General features: G+C 71.6%; 16 protein-coding genes and 3 pseudogenes. 15 read left to right on the forward strand and 4 right to left on the reverse strand.

Annotated features, from left to right (window positions below; translation table 11 throughout):
- A pseudogene (locus ABZ070_RS15390) lies at window positions 1-367 on the reverse strand (hypothetical protein); the annotation flags it as partial.
- A gap of 90 nt (window positions 368-457) precedes the next feature.
- Here ABZ070_RS15390 and ABZ070_RS15395 point away from each other — a divergent pair.
- The 10 genes from ABZ070_RS15395 (at window position 458) to ABZ070_RS15440 (ending at window position 11523) form a co-directional block, all read left to right on the forward strand.
- Window positions 458-997: a TIGR00730 family Rossman fold protein gene (locus tag ABZ070_RS15395; RefSeq protein WP_356633897.1), complete on the forward strand. Its 540-nt coding sequence runs from the start codon at window positions 458-460 to the stop codon at window positions 995-997.
- Between the two features lie 7 nt (window positions 998-1004).
- A complete protein-coding gene (locus tag ABZ070_RS15400; protein WP_356633899.1) occupies window positions 1005-1703 on the forward strand; it encodes an SDR family oxidoreductase in 699 nt (232 codons plus the stop codon).
- Window positions 1704-1728: 25 nt separating this feature from the next.
- A complete protein-coding gene (locus tag ABZ070_RS15405; protein ID WP_356633901.1) occupies window positions 1729-2742 on the forward strand; it encodes a methionine synthase in 1014 nt (337 codons plus the stop codon).
- Between the two features lie 30 nt (window positions 2743-2772).
- The gene (gene ligA, locus ABZ070_RS15410) at window positions 2773-4956 is read left to right on the forward strand and encodes an NAD-dependent DNA ligase LigA (protein ID WP_356633903.1); all 2184 of its coding nucleotides are present in this window, start codon (window positions 2773-2775) and stop codon (window positions 4954-4956) included.
- Between the two features lie 320 nt (window positions 4957-5276).
- A complete protein-coding gene (locus ABZ070_RS15415; protein ID WP_356633905.1) occupies window positions 5277-7394 on the forward strand; it encodes a bifunctional diguanylate cyclase/phosphodiesterase in 2118 nt (705 codons plus the stop codon).
- A 167-nt stretch (window positions 7395-7561) separates the two neighbouring features.
- Complete coding sequence (gatC, locus tag ABZ070_RS15420; RefSeq protein WP_356633907.1) at window positions 7562-7858, forward strand: Asp-tRNA(Asn)/Glu-tRNA(Gln) amidotransferase subunit GatC; 297 nt, start codon at window positions 7562-7564, stop codon at window positions 7856-7858.
- A gap of 4 nt (window positions 7859-7862) precedes the next feature.
- Window positions 7863-9359, forward strand: coding sequence for an Asp-tRNA(Asn)/Glu-tRNA(Gln) amidotransferase subunit GatA (gene gatA / locus ABZ070_RS15425; RefSeq protein ID WP_356633909.1), 1497 nt, complete (start codon window positions 7863-7865; stop codon window positions 9357-9359).
- Window positions 9356-9598 (forward strand): hypothetical protein, encoded by a 243-nt coding sequence (locus ABZ070_RS15430; RefSeq protein WP_356633911.1) that lies wholly within the window; start codon window positions 9356-9358, stop codon window positions 9596-9598. The genes gatA and ABZ070_RS15430 overlap by 4 nt, the downstream gene beginning before the upstream one ends.
- Window positions 9599-9614: 16 nt before the next feature.
- Window positions 9615-11126: an Asp-tRNA(Asn)/Glu-tRNA(Gln) amidotransferase subunit GatB gene (gene gatB / locus ABZ070_RS15435; protein WP_356633913.1), complete on the forward strand. Its 1512-nt coding sequence runs from the start codon at window positions 9615-9617 to the stop codon at window positions 11124-11126.
- Window positions 11127-11229: 103 nt separating this feature from the next.
- A complete protein-coding gene (locus tag ABZ070_RS15440) occupies window positions 11230-11523 on the forward strand; it encodes a hypothetical protein (protein ID WP_356633915.1) in 294 nt (97 codons plus the stop codon).
- A 59-nt stretch (window positions 11524-11582) separates the two neighbouring features.
- Here ABZ070_RS15440 and ABZ070_RS15445 read toward each other — a convergent pair whose 3' ends face one another.
- Window positions 11583-12491 carry a hypothetical protein gene (locus ABZ070_RS15445; RefSeq protein WP_356633917.1) on the reverse strand — a complete coding sequence of 303 codons (909 nt, stop codon included), beginning with the start codon at window positions 12489-12491 and terminating at the stop codon, window positions 11583-11585.
- A 231-nt stretch (window positions 12492-12722) separates the two neighbouring features.
- On the opposite strand from ABZ070_RS15445, the gene ABZ070_RS15450 reads away from it, so the two are divergent.
- The 3 genes from ABZ070_RS15450 (at window position 12723) to ABZ070_RS15460 (ending at window position 16416) form a co-directional block, all read left to right on the forward strand.
- Window positions 12723-14933, forward strand: a complete 2211-nt coding sequence (locus tag ABZ070_RS15450; protein ID WP_356633919.1) for an MMPL family transporter — start codon at window positions 12723-12725, stop codon at window positions 14931-14933.
- 63 nt (window positions 14934-14996) lie between these two features.
- The gene (locus ABZ070_RS15455) at window positions 14997-15563 is read left to right on the forward strand and encodes a GNAT family protein (RefSeq protein ID WP_356633921.1); all 567 of its coding nucleotides are present in this window, start codon (window positions 14997-14999) and stop codon (window positions 15561-15563) included.
- 85 nt (window positions 15564-15648) lie between these two features.
- On the forward strand, window positions 15649-16416 hold the full coding sequence (locus tag ABZ070_RS15460; RefSeq protein WP_356633923.1) for a GNAT family N-acetyltransferase: 768 nt from the start codon (window positions 15649-15651) through the stop codon (window positions 16414-16416).
- A gap of 29 nt (window positions 16417-16445) precedes the next feature.
- On the opposite strand, the pseudogene ABZ070_RS15465 reads toward ABZ070_RS15460, so the two are convergent.
- Window positions 16446-16832, reverse strand: a pseudogene (locus ABZ070_RS15465) (helix-turn-helix domain-containing protein); the annotation flags it as partial.
- Window positions 16833-17078: 246 nt separating this feature from the next.
- On the opposite strand from ABZ070_RS15465, the gene ABZ070_RS15470 reads away from it, so the two are divergent.
- Together ABZ070_RS15470 and ABZ070_RS15475 are read left to right on the forward strand one after the other, a co-directional pair.
- Window positions 17079-17255: a hypothetical protein gene (locus ABZ070_RS15470; RefSeq protein ID WP_356633925.1), complete on the forward strand. Its 177-nt coding sequence runs from the start codon at window positions 17079-17081 to the stop codon at window positions 17253-17255.
- Window positions 17256-17315: 60 nt separating this feature from the next.
- Window positions 17316-20456, forward strand: a complete 3141-nt coding sequence (locus ABZ070_RS15475; protein ID WP_356633947.1) for an AAA family ATPase — start codon at window positions 17316-17318, stop codon at window positions 20454-20456.
- Window positions 20457-20537: 81 nt separating this feature from the next.
- Here the strand turns inward: ABZ070_RS15475 and ABZ070_RS15480 are convergent.
- Window positions 20538-20624: pseudogene (locus ABZ070_RS15480) on the reverse strand (DUF6191 domain-containing protein); the annotation flags it as partial.
- Between the last annotated feature and the right edge of the window lie 36 nt (window positions 20625-20660).

The raw sequence follows: 20660 nt of genomic DNA on the forward strand, positions 1-20660 counted from the left end.
TACTGCTGAAGATCGTCGATGTCGGCGCGAAGTGGGCGGCCATCGCCACGCTGCTCTCCGTCTTCACCGGCGTCTCCCTCAACATGGGCATCCTGCCGCCCGCCGCGGTGACGACGGCCGCCAGGTCCTCGATCTCGCGCTCCACCGCGTACGGCGCGGTGTCGCCGCTCGCGCCGCGGCCCCGGCGGTCGTACGTGAACACGGTGCGGTGCGGCGCCAGCAGCTCGGCCAGCGGCGCGTCCGACGCCGCCGTGCACAGCGCGCCGCTCACCAGGACCAACGGGTCCCCGGCGCCGCGCTGTTCGTACGCGATGAGGGTGCCGTCCGCCGATTCGGCCTTTGCCACAGCCATGCTCGTGGTGTCCATGGGAGATATGACCGGACGGGTCGCGAGAACTCATCGCTCGGGGCGAAGAAGTTTTCGGCGGTGTCGGTGGGCCCCCGTACCGTGGGGTCCATGAACATCTGTGTCTTCCTCTCCGCCGCCGACCTCGACGACCGCTACACCCGGCCCGCCCGCGAGTTCGCCGAACTCATCGGCAAGGGCGGCCACACCCTCGTGTGGGGCGGTTCGGACTGCGGCCTGATGAAGGTCGTCGCCGACGGGGTCGAGGAGGCGGGCGGACGGCTTGTCGGGGTGTCCGTGGAGTTCCTGCAGGACAAGGCGCGGGTGCGGGCCGACGAGATGGTCGTCGCGCAGGACCTCGCCGAACGCAAGGCGCTGCTGCTCGCCAAGTCCGACGCCGTCGTGATCATGGTCGGCGGCACCGGCACCCTCGACGAGGCGACCGAGATCCTGGAGCTGAAGAAGCACGGCCACCACACCAAGCCGGTGGTCCTGCTCAACGCCGCAGGGTTCTACGACGGTCTGAAGCAGCAGTTCCAGCGGATGGACGACGAGGGCTTCCTGCCCGTGCCCCTCACCGAGCTGGTGTTCTTCGCCGAGGACGGGGCGGGCGCGATGGCCTACCTGGAGGAGTCCGTGGGCATCCAGTAGTGCGACGATGGCGGGCATGACCACCCACCTGATCACCGGCGCAGGATCCGGCATCGGCGCGGCCGTCGCGCGCCGCCTCAACGAGCGGGGCGACGACATCCTCCTCGTGGCGCGCGACGCGGGCCGTGCCAAGGAACTCGAAGCGCGGTACCCGGGAGCGGGCACGCTCGTCGCCGACCTGGCGGACCCCGACCGCATCTCCTGGGCCCTCGGACACCAGTCCATGCCGGAGACCGTCGACTCGCTGCTGCACATCGCCGGTATCGTCGACCTCGGCCCGATCGCCGAGCTGCGCCCCAAGACCTGGCACCAGCAGCTCAACGTCAACCTGATCGCGCCCGCCGAACTGACCCGGCTCTTCCTGCCCCAACTGCGCGCCGCCGAGGGGCATGTGGTCTTCGTCAACTCCGGCGCCGGCCTCAACGCGCACGCCGAGTGGGGCGCGTACGCGGCCTCCAAGCACGGCCTCAAGGCACTGGCCGACTCGCTGCGGCACGAGGAGCATGCGGCCGGGGTACGGGTCACGTCCGTCTACCCGGGGCGCACCGCGAGCCCGATGCAGGCGAAGGTGCACTCCCAGGAGGGGAAGGAGTACGACGCCTCCCGCTGGATCGACCCCGAGTCGGTGGCCACCGCGATCCTCACCGCGCTGGACCTGCCGCGCGACGCCGAGATCAACGACGTGACGGTGCGGCCGGGGCGCTGACGACCGCGGCACGTACGCTTCCCGGGTGAGCGAGAAGAACGAGTTCCGCTGGGGGCCTGCCACCGGCGTGGGGTCCATGCCGGGCGGCGACGCCCGCGAGGCCGCGAAGACAGTCACCGGGACGTTCGAGGAGTTCGTGCATCTGGCCGAGCTGCCCGCACGCGGGCCCGGTGCCGACATGATCGGCCGCACCATCGGCCTCCTGGTCGAGATGTACGCCCATGTCGAGCCCAGCGGCTGGCGGATCAGTGACCGGCCGGGACGCGACACCCGCCGGGCCCGTTCCTGGCTCGGCGAGGACCTCGACGCGCTGGAGGAGTTCACACAGGGCTACGAGGGGCCGCTGAAGGTGCAGGCGGTCGGCCCCTGGACGCTCGCCGCGGCGCTCGAGCTGCGCGGCGGCGAGGCGCTCCTCGGCGACCCCGGGGCCTGCCGGGATCTTGCCGGCTCCCTCGCGGAGGGGCTGCGCGACCACCTCGCGGAGGTACGCCGCCGGGTGCCCGGCGGCCGCGTGGTGCTCCAGCTCGACGAGCCGTCCCTCACCGCCGTGCTCCGGGGGCAAATCAGGACCGCCAGCGGCTACCGCACCTACCGGGCGGTGGACCGGCAGGTCGTCGAGAGCGCGCTGCGGGACGTCATGGCGGCGGCGGACGGGCCGGTCGTCGTGCACTCCTGCGCACCGGACGTGCCGTTCGCGCTGCTGCGCCGGGCCGGCGCCCAGGGGATCTCGTTCGATTTCGGTCTGCTCACCGAGCGTGACGAGGAATCGATCGGTGAGGCCGTGGAGGCCGGCACCAAGCTCTTCGCGGGCGTCGTCCCCCCGACCGACGACGCGTCGGCCGGATTGTCAGTGGGCGCCGATATCGTCAAGGGTGTACGGACACTGTGGCGCAGGCTGGGGCTGAATCCGGGGACTCTCGCGGAGTCGTTGGTGATCACTCCGACGTGCGGGCTCGCGGGCGCCTCGCCCGCGTACGCGCGCGCCGCGCTCGCCCACTGCGTCCGTGCCGCGAAATCACTCGCGGACAACCCTGAGTGACGGGTGCACGGATAACGGGAGGACAAGACGGTGGCCGGCGAACAGCAGACGACCCTGCCCGCGGACGTACGGGAGCAGCACGCACTCCTCGCCGAGCAGATCGAGGAGCACCGCTTCCGGTACTACGTGAAGGACAGCCCCGTCATCAGTGACGCGGACTTCGACAAGCTCCTGCGCAAGCTCGAAGGGCTCGAGGAGCAGTATCCCGAGCTGCGCACCCCCGACTCGCCCACCCAGAAGGTCGCCGGCGACTACGAGACGGAGCTGACGAAGGTCGAGCACCGCGAGCGGATGCTCTCCCTGGACAACGCCTTCGACGACGCGGAGCTCGCCGCCTGGGCCGAGCGCGTCGCCCGCGACGTCGGCGCCCCCGGCTACCACTTCCTGTGCGAGCTCAAGGTCGACGGCCTCGCGGTCAACCTCACGTACGAGAAGGGCAGGCTGACCCGCGCGGCGACCCGCGGAGACGGCCGGGTCGGCGAGGACATCACTCCCAATGTCCGCACGATCGCCGACATCCCCGACCGGCTGGAGGGCGACCGCATCCCCGGCCTCGTGGAGATCCGGGGCGAGGTCTACTTCCCCATGGAGAAGTTCCAGGAGCTGAACGCCCGCCGGGTCGAGGCGGGCGAGCAGCCGTACGCCAATCCGCGGAACTCCGCCTCGGGTTCGCTGCGTCAGAAGGACCCCAAGGTCACCGCCAAGCTCCCGCTGCACATGGTGGTGCACGGCATCGGCGCCCGCGAGGGCCTGGCCATCGACCGCCTCTCCGAGGCGTACGACCTGCTGCGCGAGTGGGGGCTGCCCACCGCGCAGCACAACAAGGTCGTCGGCTCGCTCGACGAAGTGCGGCAGTTCATCGCCTACTTCGGCGAGCACCGCCACTCCGTGGAGCACGAGATCGACGGCGTCGTCGTCAAGCTCGACGAGATCCCTCTCCAGGGCCGTCTCGGCTCCACCGCCCGCGCGCCACGCTGGGCGATCGCGTGGAAGTACGCGCCGGAGGAGGTCAACACCAAGCTGGTCAACATCCGGGTCGGCGTGGGCCGCACCGGCCGCGTCACGCCGTACGCGCAGGTCGAGCCGGTGACGGTGGCGGGTTCCGAGGTCGAGTTCGCGACCCTGCACAACCAGGACGTGGTCAAGGCCAAGGGCGTCCTGATCGGCGACACGGTGGTGCTGCGCAAGGCCGGAGACGTGATCCCGGAGATCCTGGGGCCGGTGGTGGACCTGCGGGACGGCAGCGAGCGCGAGTTCGTCATGCCGGCCGAGTGCCCGGAGTGCGGGACGGCGTTGCGGCCCATGAAGGAGGGCGACGTCGACCTGCGCTGCCCCAACGCACGCTCGTGCCCGGCGCAGTTGCGGGAGCGGCTGTTCTATCTCGGGGGTCGCAAGTCCCTCGACATCGAGAACTTCGGCTACGTGGCCGCCGCCGCGCTCACCCGCCCCTTGGAGCCGGCCGATCCGCCGCTCGCCGACGAGGGAGACCTCTTCAACCTCACGATGGAGCAGCTGCTGCCCATCAAGGCGTACGTCCTCGACCAGGACAGCGGTCTGCCCAAGCGCGACCCGAAGACCGGCGAGGACAAGATCGTCACGGTCTTCGCCAACAAGGAGGGCGGTCCGCGGCGGAACGCGGTGGCGATGCTGGAGAACATCGCGGCGGCCAAGGAGCGGCCGCTGGCGCGGATCATCACCGGCCTGTCGATCCGGCATGTGGGCCCGGTGGCCGCGGAGGCGCTCGCCCGCGAGTTCCGTTCCATCGAGCGGATCGAGCAGGCGTCACAGGAGGAGCTGGCGGCAGTCGACGGGGTCGGACCGACCATCGCCGCCGCGCTCAAGCAGTGGTTCGAGGAGGACTGGCACCGCGAGATCCTGCGGAAGTGGCGCGCGGCGGGCGTCCGGATGGAGGAGCAGGGCTCGGGGGACGACGAGGGGCCCCGGCCCCTCGAGGGGCTGACGGTCGTCGTCACAGGAACGCTGGAGAACCACACCAGGGATGGCGCAAAAGAAGCGCTCCAGAGCCTCGGAGCGAAAGTGGCCGGTTCCGTATCGAAGAAGACGAGCTTTGTTGTCGTCGGCGACAACCCCGGCTCCAAGTACGACAAGGCCGTGCAGTTGAAGGTGCCGGTTCTGGACGAGGCAGGCTTCGCCGTGCTGCTCGAGCAGGGGCCGGATGCGGCACGTGAGGCCGCTGAGACTCAGGAGGCATGACAAAAGGGGTTCGGACGGGCGCTCGAGGGGGGCGCACAAGGCGCATCGCGGCAGCGCGAGGGTCAGGATCCGGACGCGTCGAACGCCGGTGGAACGCCCAGTACAGGTCACCCGTTCAGCGCATACCAGATGTATAAGGGTGGCCGGGTCGCATTCGGGCAAGAGCTGTAGAGCGATGCCCGTCCGAGCCTCCTGCGGCCTACTGTTGAGACGTGCGCCTGTCGTGCACGGCTCCGGGGTGGGTTTCGGTCGTGGTGGCACGACATCGGGAGCCAAGCCATCGCGAGGCATCGGCACTGCCGGCTGTGAGAGGGACGGGAATGAAACCGACCGAGAGCGCCGCCCCGGTTTCACGGCCGCGTGCACTCGCGGCCCTGGCCGGCAGGGCACCGGGCCTGCCGACCGTCGTCGTCGCGTGCGCCGCGCTCGCGCTCGTCATCGGAATCGTCCGCACCGTCCGCGACGGCCGCGGACTCTTCCCCTCCGCCACCGTCGGATGGTCGCTCGCCCTGCTCACCGGGATCATCGTCGGCCATCTCGTCGCCCTCGGCCGTGACCGCTGGTGGGGCGGCACCGGCTCCGGCGCCGCGCTCACCCTCGCCACTCTGCTGCTGTTCGGCTGGGTCCCGGCGGCGCTCGTCAGCCTCGCGGTCGTCGCGGTGGTCGGCGCCGCCTGCCGCCACCGCCGGCGGCAGGGCGTAGTGCACGGCGCCGTCGACGTTCTCGGCATCGGCGCGGCCGGGCTCACGCTCGCGCTGTTCGACGTCGTCCCCACCGTCGAGCGGCCCTGGGACCCGCTCGACTGGGAGCTCGAGGCCGCGCCCGAGGTGATCCTGGCCGCCACCGCCTACCTCGCCGTCAACCGCCTGCTGCTCTGGTACGTGCTCGCCCCGCAGGGCGGCGGCCTGCCCACCGTGGCCCGCACCGCGCTGCTCCGGCAGGGCATCGTCGCCGTCGCCCTCGTCGGCATCGCGCCGCTGATCTGTGTCGTCGCCGTCGTCATGCCTTTGCTGCTGCCCCTGTTCGCCGTACCGCTGATCGCCCTCGACTCGACCCTGTGGATAGCCAGGGCCAGGGCCGAGGAGCAGCTGCGGGATCCGCTGACCGGCCTGCCCAACCGCCAGTGGCTGCTGGAACGCACCTGGGCCGCGCTCGAGGACGCGGAGGCCGGCGGCGCGCGAGCCGCGCTCGTACTGATCGACCTCGACCGTTTCCGTTCCGTCAACGACACCCTCGGCCATCTCGCGGGCGACCGGCTGCTGCTCCAGATTGCCGACCGGCTGCGTCTCGCCCTGCCGCGCGGGGCGGAGGCCGCACGGCTCGGCGGCGACGAGTTCGCCGTACTGCTGCCCACGGCCGACTCGACGACCTCGGCGCAGCGCGTGGCCAGGCACCTCGTCGCCGAACTGTCCTCGCCCCTCGACCTGGACGGGCTCACCCTCGTCCTGGAGGCCAGCGCCGGACTCGCCGTCTTCCCCGACCACGCCCTGGACGCCGAAGGGCTGCTGCGCCGCGCGGACGTCGCGATGTACCAGGCCAAGCGCGACCGTACGGGCGTCGAGGTGTACGAGTCCAAGCGCGACAGCAACACCCCCGACCGGCTCGGTCTGCTGGGCGACCTGCGCCGGGCGCTGGACGCCGGCGAGGTCGAGCTCCACTACCAGCCCAAGGTCCGCTTCGACGGACACGTCGCCGGCCTCGAGGCCCTCGTCCGCTGGGTGCACCCGGAGCGCGGCCGCGTCCCCCCGGACGAGTTCATCGCGATCGCCGAGTCCTCCGGACTGATGCCCCACCTGACCGAGTACGTCCTCGAGACGGCACTCGCCCAGGTCGCGAAGTGGCGCGCGCAGGGGCTCCACGTCCCGGTCGCCGTCAACGTCTCGCCCCGCGACGTGCACACCCCCGGCTTCGCCGGCGCCGTCGCGGCGCGGCTCGCCCGGCACGGTGTCCCGGCGGCCGCGCTCCAGCTGGAGATAACGGAGCATGTGCTGCTGGAGGACCCGCAGCGGGCCGCGGACACGCTGGCCGGGCTCGCCGACCACGGTGTGAAGATGTCGCTGGACGACTTCGGCACGGGCTACTCGTCCCTGGTGCATCTGCGCCGGCTGCCGGTCAGCGAACTGAAGATCGACCGCTCCTTCGTGGCCCGGCTCGCGGTCGACGCCGAGGACGCGGAGATCGTCCGCTGCACCGTGGACCTGGCCCACTCGCTCGGACTGCTGGTGGTCGCGGAGGGCGTCGAGGACGACGAGACGTGGGAGCGGCTGCGGGACCTGCGCTGCGACGCGGTGCAGGGCTGGCTGGTCGCCGCGGCGATGCCACCGCAGGAGACGACGGCCTGGCTGCTGGCGCGCGGCGAACGGGGCTGGCACCGGCCCGCGCTCCCCGCGGGCGAACTGCCCCAGGCCCAGTCCGGCGCGGACCGCGCCGTGACGTGACGCCGCCGAGGGCGAGGTGCCGGGACACGCGGGCCCGGCGAGATCCGAACGAAAGGCCCTCGGACGCCCCTGTTTCACGGGGGCGAGCCGTCACCGTTTCACGGTCCGCGGCCCCGGCCCCATAGGATTGGGCCAAAACCATCACACTCACCCCTGAGGATCGCTGCATGCCTGGCATCACGCGCGAGGAGGTCGCCCACCTCGCCCGGCTGGCGCGTCTGGAGCTGAAGGACGAAGAGCTCGAGCACTTCGCCGGACAGCTCGACGACATCATCGGCGCGGTCGCCCGCGTCTCCGAGGTCGCCGACCAAGACGTACCCCCGACCTCCCACCCGCTGCCGCTGACCAATGTCATGCGTGCGGACGAGGTCCGTCCGTCGCTCACCCCCGAGCAGGCGCTCTCCGGCGCCCCGGCCCAGGAGCAGCAGCGTTTCAAGGTGCCGCAGATCCTGGGGGAGGACTAATCACATGACGGACACCATCATCAAGCTCACCGCCGCGGAGACCGCCGCGAAGATCGCCTCCGGCGAGCTCACGGCCGTCCAGGTCACCGAGGCCCATCTGGCCCGTATCGAGGCCGTCGACGAGAAGGTCCACGCCTTCTTGCACGTCGACCGTGAGGGCGCCCTCGCGCAGGCCCGCGCCGTCGACGAGAAGCGTGCGAACGGCGAGAAGCTGGGTCCCCTCGCCGGTGTGCCGCTGGCGCTCAAGGACATCTTCACCACCGAGGGGATCCCGACCACCGTCGGGTCGAAGATCCTCGAAGGCTGGATCCCGCCGTACGACGCGACGCTCACCAAGCGCCTCAAGGACGCCGACGTCGTGATCCTCGGCAAGACCAACATGGACGAGTTCGCCATGGGGTCCTCGACCGAGAACAGCGCCTACGGCCCGACGGGCAACCCGTGGGACCTGACCCGCATCCCGGGCGGCTCCGGCGGCGGCTCCAGCGCCGCGCTCGCCTCCTACCAGGCGCCGCTCGCCATCGGCACGGACACCGGCGGCTCGATCCGCCAGCCCGCCGCGGTCACCGCCACGGTCGGCGTCAAGCCCACCTACGGCGCGGTCTCCCGCTACGGCATGGTGGCGTTCTCGTCCTCCCTCGACCAGGGCGGCCCCTGCGCCCGCACCGTCCTGGACGCGGCGCTCCTGCACGAGGTCATCGCCGGACACGACCCGCTCGACTCGACGTCCATCGACGCCCCGGTCCCGCCGGTCGTCGAGGCCGCCCGCAACGGCAGCGTCGAGGGCATGCGCGTCGGCGTCGTCAAGCAGTTCCGCGGCGAGGGCTACCAGGCCGGTGTCGTCCAGCGCTTCGACGAGTCGGTCGAACTGCTGAAGGAGCTCGGCGCCGAGATCGTCGAGCTGGACTGCCCGTCCTTCGACCTGGCGCTCTCCGCCTACTACCTGATCGCGCCGTCCGAGTGCTCCTCGAACCTGGCCCGCTTCGACGCCATGCGGTACGGCCTGCGGGTCGGCGACGACGGCACGAAGTCCGCGGAGGAGGTCACCGCCCTCACCCGTGAAGCCGGCTTCGGCGACGAGGTCAAGCGCCGCGTCATGCTCGGCACGTACGCGCTCAGCTCCGGCTACTACGACGCGTACTACGGCTCCGCCCAGAAGGTCCGCACCCTCATCACGCGGGACTTCGAGAAGGCCTTCGAGCAGGTCGACGTGATCGTCTCCCCGACGACGCCGACCACCGCCTTCCCGATCGGCGAGCGCGCCGACGACCCCATGGCGATGTACCTCGCCGACCTGTGCACCATCCCGACCAACCTGGCAGGCAACGCGGCCATGTCGCTGCCCTGTGGTCTCGCGCCGGAGGACGGCCTGCCCGTCGGCCTGCAGATCATCGCCCCCGCCATGAAGGACGACCGCCTGTATAAGGTCGGAGCCGCCGTCGAGGCCGCCTTCGTGGAAAGGTGGGGGCACCCGCTGCTCGAGGAGGCTCCGTCGCTATGAGTGCCATGGCAAAGAAGGCCAAGAACTTCAAGAAGTCCAAGACCGGGCTGTACGTGTCGCTCGGCAGCACCGCGTTCGGCGCGATCAGCGTCGCCAAGCAGGCCAAGCTCGCCCGCTCGGACGGTGACATGCTCCGGCTGGCCGACGCCGTCGTGTCCGCCGGCGCGATCGTCACCGGCCTGGCCATCCTCTACCGCGAGCTGAAGCGGCTCGGCGACGACGACGTTCTGCTGGGCTGAGAGGGAAAGTTTCATCGTGACCGTCACTGAACTGGTGTCGTACGAGGACGCTCTCGCGTCCTACGACCCCGTCATGGGCCTCGAGGTCCATGTCGAGCTCGGCACCAAGACCAAGATGTTCTGCGGGTGTTCGACCGAGCTGGGCGCAGAGCCCAACTCACAGACCTGCCCCACCTGTCTCGGCATGCCCGGCTCGCTCCCGGTCGTCAACGCGATCGCCGTCGAGTCGGCCGTCAAGATCGGTCTGGCGCTGCACTGCGAGATCGCCGAGTGGTGCCGCTTCGCCCGGAAGAACTACTTCTATCCGGACATGCCGAAGAACTTCCAGACCTCGCAGTACGACGAGCCGATCGCCTTCAACGGCTATCTGGACGTCCAGCTCGAGGACGGCGAGGTCTTCCGTGTGGAGATCGAGCGCGCCCACATGGAGGAGGACACCGGCAAGTCGACGCACGTCGGCGGCGCGACCGGCCGTATCCACGGCGCGTCCCACTCCCTGCTCGACTACAACCGTGCCGGCATCCCGCTGATCGAGATCGTCACCAAGCCGATCGCCGGCGCCGGCGCGCGGGCCCCCGAGGTCGCCAAGGCGTACGTCGCCGAGCTGCGCGAGCTCATCAAGGCGCTCGGCGTCTCCGAGGCCCGCATGGAGATGGGCCAGATGCGCTGCGACGTGAACCTGTCGCTGCGCCCGAACGGCACCGAGAAGTTCGGCACCCGCAGCGAGACGAAGAACGTCAACTCGCTGCGCAGCGTGGAGCGTGCGGCCCGGTACGAGATCCAGCGGCACGCCGCGGTCCTCGGCGGCGGCGGCACGATCGTGCAGGAGACCCGTCACTTCCACGAGGAGGACGGCTCCACAACGTCCGGCCGGGTCAAGGAGGAGGCAGAGGACTACCGCTACTTCCCCGAGCCCGACCTGGTTCCGGTCGCGCCGACCCGCGAGTGGGTCGAGGAACTGCGCTCCACGCTGCCCGAGCTGCCGCGGGTGCGGCGCAACCGGCTCCGCGAGGAGTGGGGCGTCTCCGAGCACGACATGCAGTCGATCCTCAACGCGGGCGCGGTCGAACTGATCGTCGCCACGACCGAGGCGGGCGCACCGGCCGACCAGGCACGTAAGTGGTGGATGGGCGAACTGGCCCGCAGCGCCAACGAGTCCGGCCGTGCGCTGGACGCGCTGCCGATCACCCCGGCGCAGGTCGCCCGGGTGACCGCGCTGGTCAAGGAGGGCTCGCTCAACGACAAGCTGGCCCGACAGGTCATCGAGGGCGTGCTCGCCGGCGAGGGCGACCCGGACACCGTGGTCGAGAAGCGCGGTCTGAAGGTCGTCTCGGACGAGGGTGCGCTCGGCGCGGCCGTCGACGAGGCCATCGAGGGCAACGCGGCCATCGCGGACAAGATCCGCGGCGGCAAGGTCGCGGCGGTCGGCGCGCTGGTGGGCGCGGTCATGAAGACCACGCGGGGCCAGGCGGACGCGGCGCGCGTCAAGGAGCTGATCCTCGAGAAGCTGGGCGTCGGCGAGGGCTGACGGCCGTTCGTAGGTCAGGGGCGGCGCACACCACTCGGTGTGCGCCGCCCCTTCGTGCTTCCGCTTCACCGTGACCGATGCCGGGCCGGGCCGTTGTCACGGCATGACCAAAGCACAGCGTGTACTTGCCGCCCTCGCACTCGCCACCGGTGCGTCCGCTCTCGCCGCCCCCGCCGCGACCGCGGCCCCTTCTCCGCTCCCGGTCGGGACGCTGTCCGTCACGGACACGGTGGATTCCCTCACGTCCGGCTCCGTCGCGCCGGAGCACCGCGGCGAGGTGCCGACCGCTTCCCAGCAGCTCGCCGGTCTCAACCGGCTGGCGGAGGTGCCGGGTGAGCTGGACCCCCTGACCAGCCAGGCACAGCCCGTGATGGGGCTCGTCGGCGCCCTCGAGTAACGCGCGACGTGTCCAGCCGTGGTACCCGGCCGGTGCCGGCACCGTCGCGGCTCCACGGGTCAGTGCCGGATGCCCAGCCCCGGCAGCCACAACTCGCCGCGGTCCTTGCAGCTCACGTCCCGCGCCCGCAGCTCCTCCGGTGCCCGGGTGCCGCGGGCGCGCAATTCGGTGACGACCAGGGCGGCCAGGGCCGTGGCGCATGCGCGCTCGGGGTAGGTGACATCCGTCTGCCACCAGCCCCGGTCCCTGCTCTGCCAGCCGCGGGCGAGCATCACCTGGGCCCGGCCCTCGCTGTCCTCGCCGTCCCGGTCGTCGATCGAGGCGTGCAGGCCGTCCTCGAGGCTGTAGGAGACGAGCAGTTGACGGCCGCGGTCGGCGGCACTGGTCAGGCAGAAGCTCGCCCAGTCGGAGCCGACCTGCACAGGCAGCTGCTCCACCCACGCTGCGAGCAGCAGCTCCAGCCCGTACTGGAACTGCGCGAGACCGGCGGCGAGCCGCCCGCTCGGACGTGAGATCGGACGCTCACCGGGGCCGCTGCGGTCCAACTGCCATATGTACGGCAGGGCGGCGACGTCATGGGGCTCGCCGCCGGACCAGGCGCCGCCCCACTCGAAGGCGCGGTGCTCCTCGCTCTCCAATGCCGCGGTGTCATGGACCGACAGCCCCACCTGCTGCCGGTCCCCCGCGAGCAGCACGACCCGGCGGCCGTCGCGCCAGCGGACGCTGGGCCCCTCGGAGGATCCGCCGTAGAGCGTCGGTTCCCCGATCCGGGCGACGATCGCGTCGTACACCACCTGCAGGGCGGCGCGCCGCTCGGCGGACGACGCTCCGGGGGTGTGGACGAGCACCGGGACGGGGGAGCGGCCGAGGTGCGGACCGGGGGCGTCATGGAGCATGCGGGCGAACTCCGCGGCGTCCGCGGGCGTCAGGGCCGTCTGGTGGATCCCCCTGTTTTCCATGTCGGCCATGGTGCCAGCCGGCACCGACAAATCCCCGGGACTTGTGGACCAAGGCCGATTCCCGTCGCCGTGGCCGGGCGCCGCAACCACGGCGCAGCCAGGCGTTCCGCCGGTTGTGACTATCCTCACGAATGGTGAGAGAAACAGAGAATAAGTGACAGAGTGTCCCTTTGTACTGGTCATGAGTTCTTTGCGGGTTTTCCCGAACAAAGATCGACGAACCACAGGGGAGCCGCTCCGTTGGCAGCAATCGCCCGGTGGTGTGTCACGCACCGCCTCGTCGTCGTCATACTCTGGCTGCTCACCCTCGGCGGTGCGGCGGCCGCGGCGGCCACGGCGGGGACCGCGTACTCCGACGACTACGAGGTGCCGGGCACCGAGTCCGGCCGCGCCACCGTGCTGCTCGAGGAAGGCTTCCACGGGCGGGGCGGTGACAGCGACACCATCGTCTGGCACACCGACACCGGCAGCGTCCGTGCCCCGGACATCGAGACGCGCATGTCCACGATGCTCGACGACGTCGCGGAACTCGACGGCATCGCCTCCGTCACGAGCCCCTACGGCAGCGCCGGCGCCGCCCAGATCAGCCCGGACTCCCGCACCGCCTACGCCGTGGTCCTCTTCGACCACCCGGTGGCGGACATCGCCGAGTCACAGGCCAGGGCCGTCGTCGACACCGCCAAGGCCGCCGAGGGCGACGGGGTCGACGTCGAGCTCGGCGGCAGCGCCGTCGCGCTCACCGAGGCGCCGGACGGCCACGTCGCGGAGATCGTCGGCGTCGCGGTGGCGGCCGTCGTCCTCTTCCTCGTCTTCGGCTCCTTCGCCGCCGGCGTGCTGCCCATCGCCACCGCTCTCGTGTCCGTGGGGATCGGCTACGCCGGCATCGTGCTGCTCGGCCATGTGATGACCGTCGCCGACTTCGCTCCCATGCTGGGCGTGCTGATCGGTCTGGGCGTCGGTATCGACTACGCGCTCTTCATCGTCACCAGACACCGCACGGGCCTCAAACGCGGCCTGCCGGTGGCGGAAGCGGCCCGCGACGCCGTGGCCACGACCGGCCGTGCCGTCGTCTTCGCCGGCGCCACCGTCTGCATCGCGCTCCTCGGCATGCTGATCCTGCGGCTCGGTTTCCTGAACGGCGTCGCGATCGCCGCGTCCCTCACCGTCGTCCTCACGGTCGCCGCGTCCGTGACGCTGCTGCCGGCACTGCTGTCGTTCATCGGAATGCGGGCCCTGAGCCGCACGGAGCGACGCCGGCTGGCGGAGCAGGGGCCGCAGCCCGAGCTGCCGACCGGCTTCGCCGCCGGCTGGTCCGCCTTCGTCGAACGCCACCCGAAGCTGCTGGGCGCCGTCGCCTCCGTCGTCATGATCGTGCTTGCGCTGCCGACGCTCTCGCTCCACCTCGGCACCTCCGACCAGGGCAACGGGCCCGCCTCCGCAACCACCCGCCAGGCGTACGACATGCTCGCGGACGGCTTCGGCCCGGGGGTCAACGGCCCACTGACACTCGTCGCCGCGCTGGAAGGCCCCGACGACAAGGTGGCCATGGACCGGCTCCGCGAGGACCTCCAGGCCACCGACGGCGTCTCCTCCGTGGGCCCGACCGCGTACAACGGCAGCGGTGACACCGCCGTTCTCACCGTCGTGCCCGACTCTGCGCCGCAGTCGAAGGCGACGAGCGAGCTGGTCGACACCCTGCGTTCGGACGTCCTGCCGGCCGCCGCGGACGGCACCTCACTGAAGGTGCACGTCGGCGGGGTCACCGCCGGCTACGACGACTTCGCCGACGTCATCGTCGGGAAGCTGCCGCTCTTCGTCGGCGTCGTGATCGCTCTCGGCTGCCTGCTGCTGCTTCTCGCCTTCCGGTCCATCGGCATTCCGCTGAAGGCGGCCGTGATGAACGTGGCCGCAGTCGCCTCCGCCTTCGGTGTCGTCGTCGCGATCTTCCAGTGGGGCTGGGGGAGCGAGCTGCTGGGCCTCGGCAGCGCCGGACCGATCGAGCCCTTCCTCCCCGTCATCATGGTGTCCGTGCTCTTCGGGCTCTCCATGGACTACCAGGTCTTCCTGGTCAGCCGGATGTACGAGGAGTGGCTGGAGACCGGCGACAACCGGCGTGCGGTACGGGTCGGTCTGGCCGAGACCAGCCGCGTGATCAACTCCGCCGCCGTCATCATGATCTCCGTGTTCCTCGCGTTCGTGCTCAGCGGCGACCGGGTCATCGCCATGTTCGGCATCGGCCTCGCCGCGGCCGTGGCGCTGGACGCGTTCGTGCTGCGCACCCTTCTGGTGCCCGCCCTGATGCACATGCTCGGCGGCGCGAACTGGTGGCTGCCCGGATGGCTGGACCGGGTGCTGCCGCGCATCAGCATCGAAAAGCCGGAGTGCCGCGACGCCGCGCATGCGAAGATCCCGGAGCAGCGCCCCGTCGGGGACGGCGAACTCGTGCCATGACCGTGCGGGCGCGCTCCGACCGTGCGCGTGCCACGCCCGCGCGACGACTCATGGAGGAGCCCTGTGTTCGCGATAAGCCTCGGCGACGACGGAGCGGAACTGCGTCCGCTGGAACCCTGGCAGGCCGACGAGTTCTTCGCCAACATCGAGCGTGGACGCGACTTCATCGGCCGGCACATCGGGCTTCCGGACCGCGCCAAGGACGTCGCCTCGGCCAGGGATTTCCTTCAGGCGTACGCGGAGAAGGCGGCCGCCGACGCCGGACGCATCTACGGCATCTGGGAGGACGGCACCCTCGTGGGCGGCGTCCTGTTCCGCACCATGGACCCGGCGGGCGGCACCTGCGAGGCCGGCTGCTGGCTGGAGCCCTCGGCCGTCGGCAGGGGCCTGGTGACCCGCGCGGTGACCGTGATCATCGACTGGGCGCTGGGGGAGCGCGGACTGCATCGCGTGGAGTGGCAGGTTTCCTCCGCGAACGAGCCGAGCATCAACGTCGCCAGGCGACTGGGCATGACCCATGAGGGCACCCGCCGCGAGGACTTCCTGTACCAGGGGGTGTGGCAGAACACCGAGGTCTGGTCGGTGCTGGCATCGGAATGGCACAAGCACCGGGCGCCGTCCGGCTCATAGACCCCCGTCGGCCGCGCGCCCACGGACCACGGCGTCCGGCGGAAAACCGATGGCCGTCCGATTCCGCGGGTGCTGCAATGCTCCGATGGACCGCAGTGATCAGGAAGCCGCTCTCGCGCTCTTCGACCGACGGCTCCGCCGTGAAGCCTCTCCCGGTCAACGGGTGGGTGAGGTGGTGCGGCAGACCGGCGCCGACGGAGGCTGGAGCGGCGTCGTCTGGTCGGCACTCGGCCCGGACACCGCGGACGCGGTGATCGCCGAGCAGGTGCGGTACTTCTCCGCCCTCGGCCGCCCCTTCGAATGGAAGCTGTACAGCTACGACATCCCGCACGACCTCGGCCGTCGGCTGCTCGCCGCCGGATTCACGCCCGAGCCGGACGAAACGGTGATGGTCGGCGAGGTGGCCGCCCTGTCCACCGGCGTCGAACTGCCCAACGGGGTAAGGCTGGAGAGGGTGACCGACGCGGCAGGCGTCGACCTGGTCGCACAGGTCCACGAGCAGGCGTTCGGCACGAGCAGCGCCTGGCTGCGCGAGCAGTTGACGGCCCAGCTGGCCGGCTCGCCCGACACCCTCGACATCACGCTGGCCATGGCGGGCGATCTGCCTGTCTCCTCGGCGCGCATGGAGCTGTACCCCGGCACGGAGTTCGCCGGTCTCTGGGGCGGCGGCACCCTCGCCGCCTGGCGCGGCCGAGGCATCTACCGCGCTCTGGTGGCGCATCGGGCCCGTATCGCCGCGGACCGGGGCGTCCGCTATCTGCAGGTCGACGCGTCCGACGACAGCAGGCCCATCCTCGAACGACTCGGCTTCGTCCCGCTGTGCACCACGACGCCGTACGTGTACGAGCCCTGAGCCGCGGCGAGCGGCCCCACCCCGTACGTCTACCGCACTCCCTGCGCCCGGATCACCGCCGCCGCGGCGGCGGTGCGGTAGCAGAGCACGGACCGTCCCGCGCGGCGGCGGCCGACCAGTCCGGCGTCCAGGAGCACCTTGAGGTGTCGGCCCACGGAGCCGAGCCCCCGGCCCGTCAGCGCCACCAGATGCGTGGTGCTCATCGGGCTGTGCAGGAGCACCAGCACGCTCACCCGCCCGGCACCCAGCAGCCTGGCCGGCGCCTCTGGAACGGCGGCCCGCTCCGGCTCCGTCAGCGTGCCCGAGCACGGGCACACCACGGCGTTCCGGTGCACGGCGCCGCGGGAGTCCGGCCGGTCCGTGGAGATCCATCCCTTGCGCGGCGTGACAGGCACGAACAGCAGCCGAAAGCCCGCACGCGAACCGGCGCGAACCGGTGCCGGCGAAGTACCGGGCACTCGAGGCCCGCAGGACTGAGCACCCCGGGCTCCGAGGGCCCCGGTACCCCATGCCCTACCGAGGACTAAGCACCCCCGGCCCAGCGGTCTAAGGCCCCTCGGCCCCCGAAGATCCGGCAGTCGCCCGATGCGGCCGGCTGTCCTGAGGCACGAGTGTGGAGACATCCACGGGGCGCCGGAGCCCCGACGACGAGGAGGAACGAGATGTTCGACTACGAGATCCAGCAGCTGCGCCGTGCCGACCTGCTCCGCGAGGCCGAGGCGGAGCGCCGCGCCCCGTGGACGCCGCGCGCTCGTCGCACCGCGCGTTGGTCCGGCAGGAACGAAGGGGAGGGCCGGGTGAGTTCTCCGGACAGCAGCCGGTTCGCCAGGGCCGCATGACCTCGCACCATGCCTGAGCGAAAGGTGATCACAGCTCCCGCGGCCCCGGACGGCTGTGCGATGCTCGCCGGTGTGGAAACCAGGTCCGTCAGCCCGGTGTTCGTCGGCCGCGCCGGTGAGCTGACCCTTCTCACCGACGCGCTCACCCGCGCCGCCGGTGGCGGCTCGCCCGGCGCCGAAGGCGGCCCGGGCGAACCGCAGGCCCTGCTCGTCTCCGGCGAGGCGGGTGTCGGCAAGACCCGGCTCGTCGAGGAGCTGCTGGGCGAGGCGTGCCGCCGAGGCGCGGTCGCCGCGGTCGGCGGGTGCGTCGAGATCGGCGCGGACGAGCTGCCGTTCGCGGCCTTCTCGACCGCCCTGCGCACCCTGCACCGCCGGCTGCCCGGGGAGCTCGCCGCAGCCGCCGAAGGCCAGGAGCAGGAGCTGGCGCGGCTGCTGCCCGAACTGGGTGCGGCGGGCGGCGAGCACGGCCGGCACGACGAGGAGGGCATGGCCCGCCTTTTCGAACTCACCGCGCGGCTGCTGGAACGTGTTGCCGCCGACCGCACCGTCGTCCTGGTGCTGGAGGACCTGCACTGGGCCGGAGCCTCCACCCGGCATCTGCTCGCCTACCTGTTCCGCACGCTGCGTCGCGGCCGGCTCGTCCTGATCGCCACCTACCGCTCCGACGACGTCCACCGGCGCCACCCGCTGCGCCCCTTCCTCGCCGAACTCGACCGGCTGCGCACCGTCCAGCGGATCGAGCTGCCGCGCTTCAACCGCGCCGAGGTGCAACGCCAGATGGCCGGGATCCTGGCCGCGGAGCCCACCCCGGCGCTGGTGGATCAGGTCTTCGAGCGGTCCGACGGCAACGCCTTCTTCGTCGAGGAGCTGGCCGCCGGCCTCAGCGACGGCAACTGCCCGGGCCTGCCCGACTCACTGCGCGACATCCTGCTCGTACGCATCGAGGCCCTGTCCGAGGACGCCCAGCGCGTGGTACGGGTCGTCGCGGAGGGTGGCTCGACCGTCGAGCACGGGCTGCTGCACGCCGTCGCCGGGCTGTCGGAGGACGACCTCATAGCGGCGCTGCGTACCGCCGTCGGCGCGAACATCCTGCTGGCCGCACCTGACGGTGACGGTTACCGGTTTCGTCACTCGCTGGCCCGCGAGGCCGTGAGCGACGATCTGCTGCCCGGGGAACGCTCGCGGCTCAACCGCCGTTACGCCGAGGCTCTGGAGGCCGAACCCGACCTGGTGCGGGAGGAGGAGCGGGCGACGCGCCTCGCCACCTACTGGTACCGCGCCAACGACGCGGCCAAGGCGCTCCCCGCGGTGCTGAGAGCGTCCGTCGGCGCACGGCGACGCCATGCCTATGCCGAGCAACTGCGGCTGCTGGAAAGGGCGATGGAACTCTGGGACAGCGCCCCCGCAGAGGTGCGCGCCGAGCTGCGGCCCCTCGACTACGCCGAGGTCTACCCCGCATGCGGCTGCGACCCGGCCACCACACCGCTGCGTTTCCTCGACCTGATGGCGGAAGCCGTCGTCGCCGGCCGGTTCTGCGGCGACAGGGAGCGCGCCCTGAAGACGGCCAAGCGCGGTCAGCGGATGGCCGAGGCGGAGAACGACCTGCTCCGTGCCGCCTGGTTCTCGGTCCAGCGCTCCCGGCTGATCTCGGCCCTCGGCCGCGGTGACGGCTGGGCGGAGATCAGCGCCGCCCAGGAGTTCGTGCGCGGTCTGCCGCCGTCCGCCGTCCACGCCGAGGTGCTCGCGGAGGCGGCCGGGTGGGGGATGCTCTACGACCCGGGCCCCGACAGCCTCGCCACAGCGGAACAGGCTGTGCAGTACGCGCGGATGGTCGGGGAGGAGGACATCGAGCTGCGGGCCCGTCTCACCCTCGGCGGCCTCATGGTCGACGCGGGCGACGTCGACGCGGGGCTCGCGGAGATGCACGCCGTCAGGGACCGTGTCGTCGCACTCGGGCTGCCCGCGCACATCAGCAGCACGCATGTGAATCTGCCGTGCGTCCTGGAGAGTCTCGGCCGCTCGAAGGAGGCCGTGCCCATCCTCGTCCAGGGGATCGAGATCTCGCAGAAGTACGGCCTCCTGGACAGCGAGGCGTGGGTCAGGGTCAATCTCGCCGAGTCGTATCTGTCCCTCGGCCGATGGGACGAGGTGCGGGAGTCCGCCACGCGCGCCCTGAACATCGCGCTCGGCCCCAAACCCCGGGGATACGCGGGCATCTGGCTCGCGGCACTCTCCCTGCACCGCGGAGACACGTCGACGGCCGCCGCCCTGCTGGACGCCGCGAAGGAGCACTTCGGCCCTCTCGCCCCCGTACCCCAGACCGCGCTGCCGGCGGCGACGGCCGCGCTGCAGATCGCCGCGGCGCAAGGGCGGCTCTTCGACGCGCGGGCGGAGGCGGAGCGTGCCGTGGTCTCCGGATTCCCGCCCGGCACCCACTACCTCGCCTGGCCGCTGCTGCTCGCCGCCGCTCGTTTCGAGGCCGACACCCGGGGGCTGCCCGCGGCGGAGCCGGGCCGCGCGGAGGCGGTCGAGCGCATCCGCGAGGCGGCGAAACACCTGGTGACGTCCGCGCCCGTGTGGCGTGCTCACGAACTGTGGGTGCGTGCGGAGCTGCGGCGCGCGGACGGCACGGACGCGGTCACCGACTGGGCGGAGGCGGAAGCGGCCTTCGAGGCGCTGGACCGCCCCTACGACCTGGCGAGGGTGCGGCTGCGGTGGGCGGAGTCACTGCTGCGCCTGGCCGGGTCCGGGGCGGGCGATCCGGACCGCGCCCACGCGGGCCGGCTGCTGCGCCAGGTCCGAACCGTCGCTGAGCAGCTCGGTGCGCGCCCCTTGGGCGAGGACCTCGCGCTGCTGGCCCGGCGCGCACGGGTGTCCCTCACCGAGGGCGCAGGCACGGACGGCAGCGGGGGAACGGGCGGCCCCGGGCGCCCGGACGACGGAGCCGGGGCCGGGACCAGGGTGGAGAGCACCGCTCCGTCGCTCGGCCTCACCCGCCGTGAGCAGGACGTGCTGCGCCTGGTCGCGGCGGGCCACACCAACCGCCGGATAGCCGAGGAGCTCTACATCTCACCCAAGACGGCGAGCGTCCACGTCTCCAACATCCTCGCCAAGCTCGGAGTCTCCGGCCGTGGCGAGGCCGCCGCCGTCGCCCACCGGCTCCGGCTCTTCGCCGACCCGGCCGACGACAGGGCGCTCTGACGGCTCCGCGGCCGGTGCTCTGACCGTCACCTTGCCCGAAGCGAGGTCTATCGGTCCGCGGCCCGGGTCGCCGTCGGCGACGTCGACCCGGGTCAGCGCGAGGCGGTTGCGTTCGTCGTCGGTGTGCTTGCGGCCGGGCGCGAAGACTTCTTCGAAGGCGTTGAACACGAATCGACCACCCCTCGGGGTCTCGTCGGATCAGGC

Origin of the sequence: Streptomyces sp. NPDC006283, from assembly GCF_040613325.1 — a bacterium.
GTDB lineage: Bacteria > Actinomycetota > Actinomycetes > Streptomycetales > Streptomycetaceae > Streptomyces.

What these genes read in the sequence shown, in the direction of transcription:
- ABZ070_RS15395 (WP_356633897.1), top strand. Translation starts at nt 458, where the DNA reads ATGAACATCTGTGTCTTCCTCTCCGCCGCCGACCTCGACGACCGCTAC.
- ABZ070_RS15400 (WP_356633899.1), top strand. Translation starts at nt 1,005, where the DNA reads ATGGCGGGCATGACCACCCACCTGATCACCGGCGCAGGATCCGGCATC.
- ABZ070_RS15415 (WP_356633905.1), top strand. Translation starts at nt 5,277, where the DNA reads ATGAAACCGACCGAGAGCGCCGCCCCGGTTTCACGGCCGCGTGCACTC.
- gatC (WP_356633907.1), top strand. Translation starts at nt 7,562, where the DNA reads ATGCCTGGCATCACGCGCGAGGAGGTCGCCCACCTCGCCCGGCTGGCG.
- gatA (WP_356633909.1), top strand. Translation starts at nt 7,863, where the DNA reads ATGACGGACACCATCATCAAGCTCACCGCCGCGGAGACCGCCGCGAAG.
- ABZ070_RS15430 (WP_356633911.1), top strand. Translation starts at nt 9,356, where the DNA reads ATGAGTGCCATGGCAAAGAAGGCCAAGAACTTCAAGAAGTCCAAGACC.
- ABZ070_RS15440 (WP_356633915.1), top strand. Translation starts at nt 11,230, where the DNA reads ATGACCAAAGCACAGCGTGTACTTGCCGCCCTCGCACTCGCCACCGGT.
- ABZ070_RS15445 (WP_356633917.1), bottom strand. Translation starts at nt 12,491, where the DNA reads ATGGCCGACATGGAAAACAGGGGGATCCACCAGACGGCCCTGACGCCC.
- ABZ070_RS15460 (WP_356633923.1), top strand. Translation starts at nt 15,649, where the DNA reads ATGGACCGCAGTGATCAGGAAGCCGCTCTCGCGCTCTTCGACCGACGG.
- ABZ070_RS15470 (WP_356633925.1), top strand. Translation starts at nt 17,079, where the DNA reads ATGTTCGACTACGAGATCCAGCAGCTGCGCCGTGCCGACCTGCTCCGC.
- ABZ070_RS15475 (WP_356633947.1), top strand. Translation starts at nt 17,316, where the DNA reads ATGCTCGCCGGTGTGGAAACCAGGTCCGTCAGCCCGGTGTTCGTCGGC.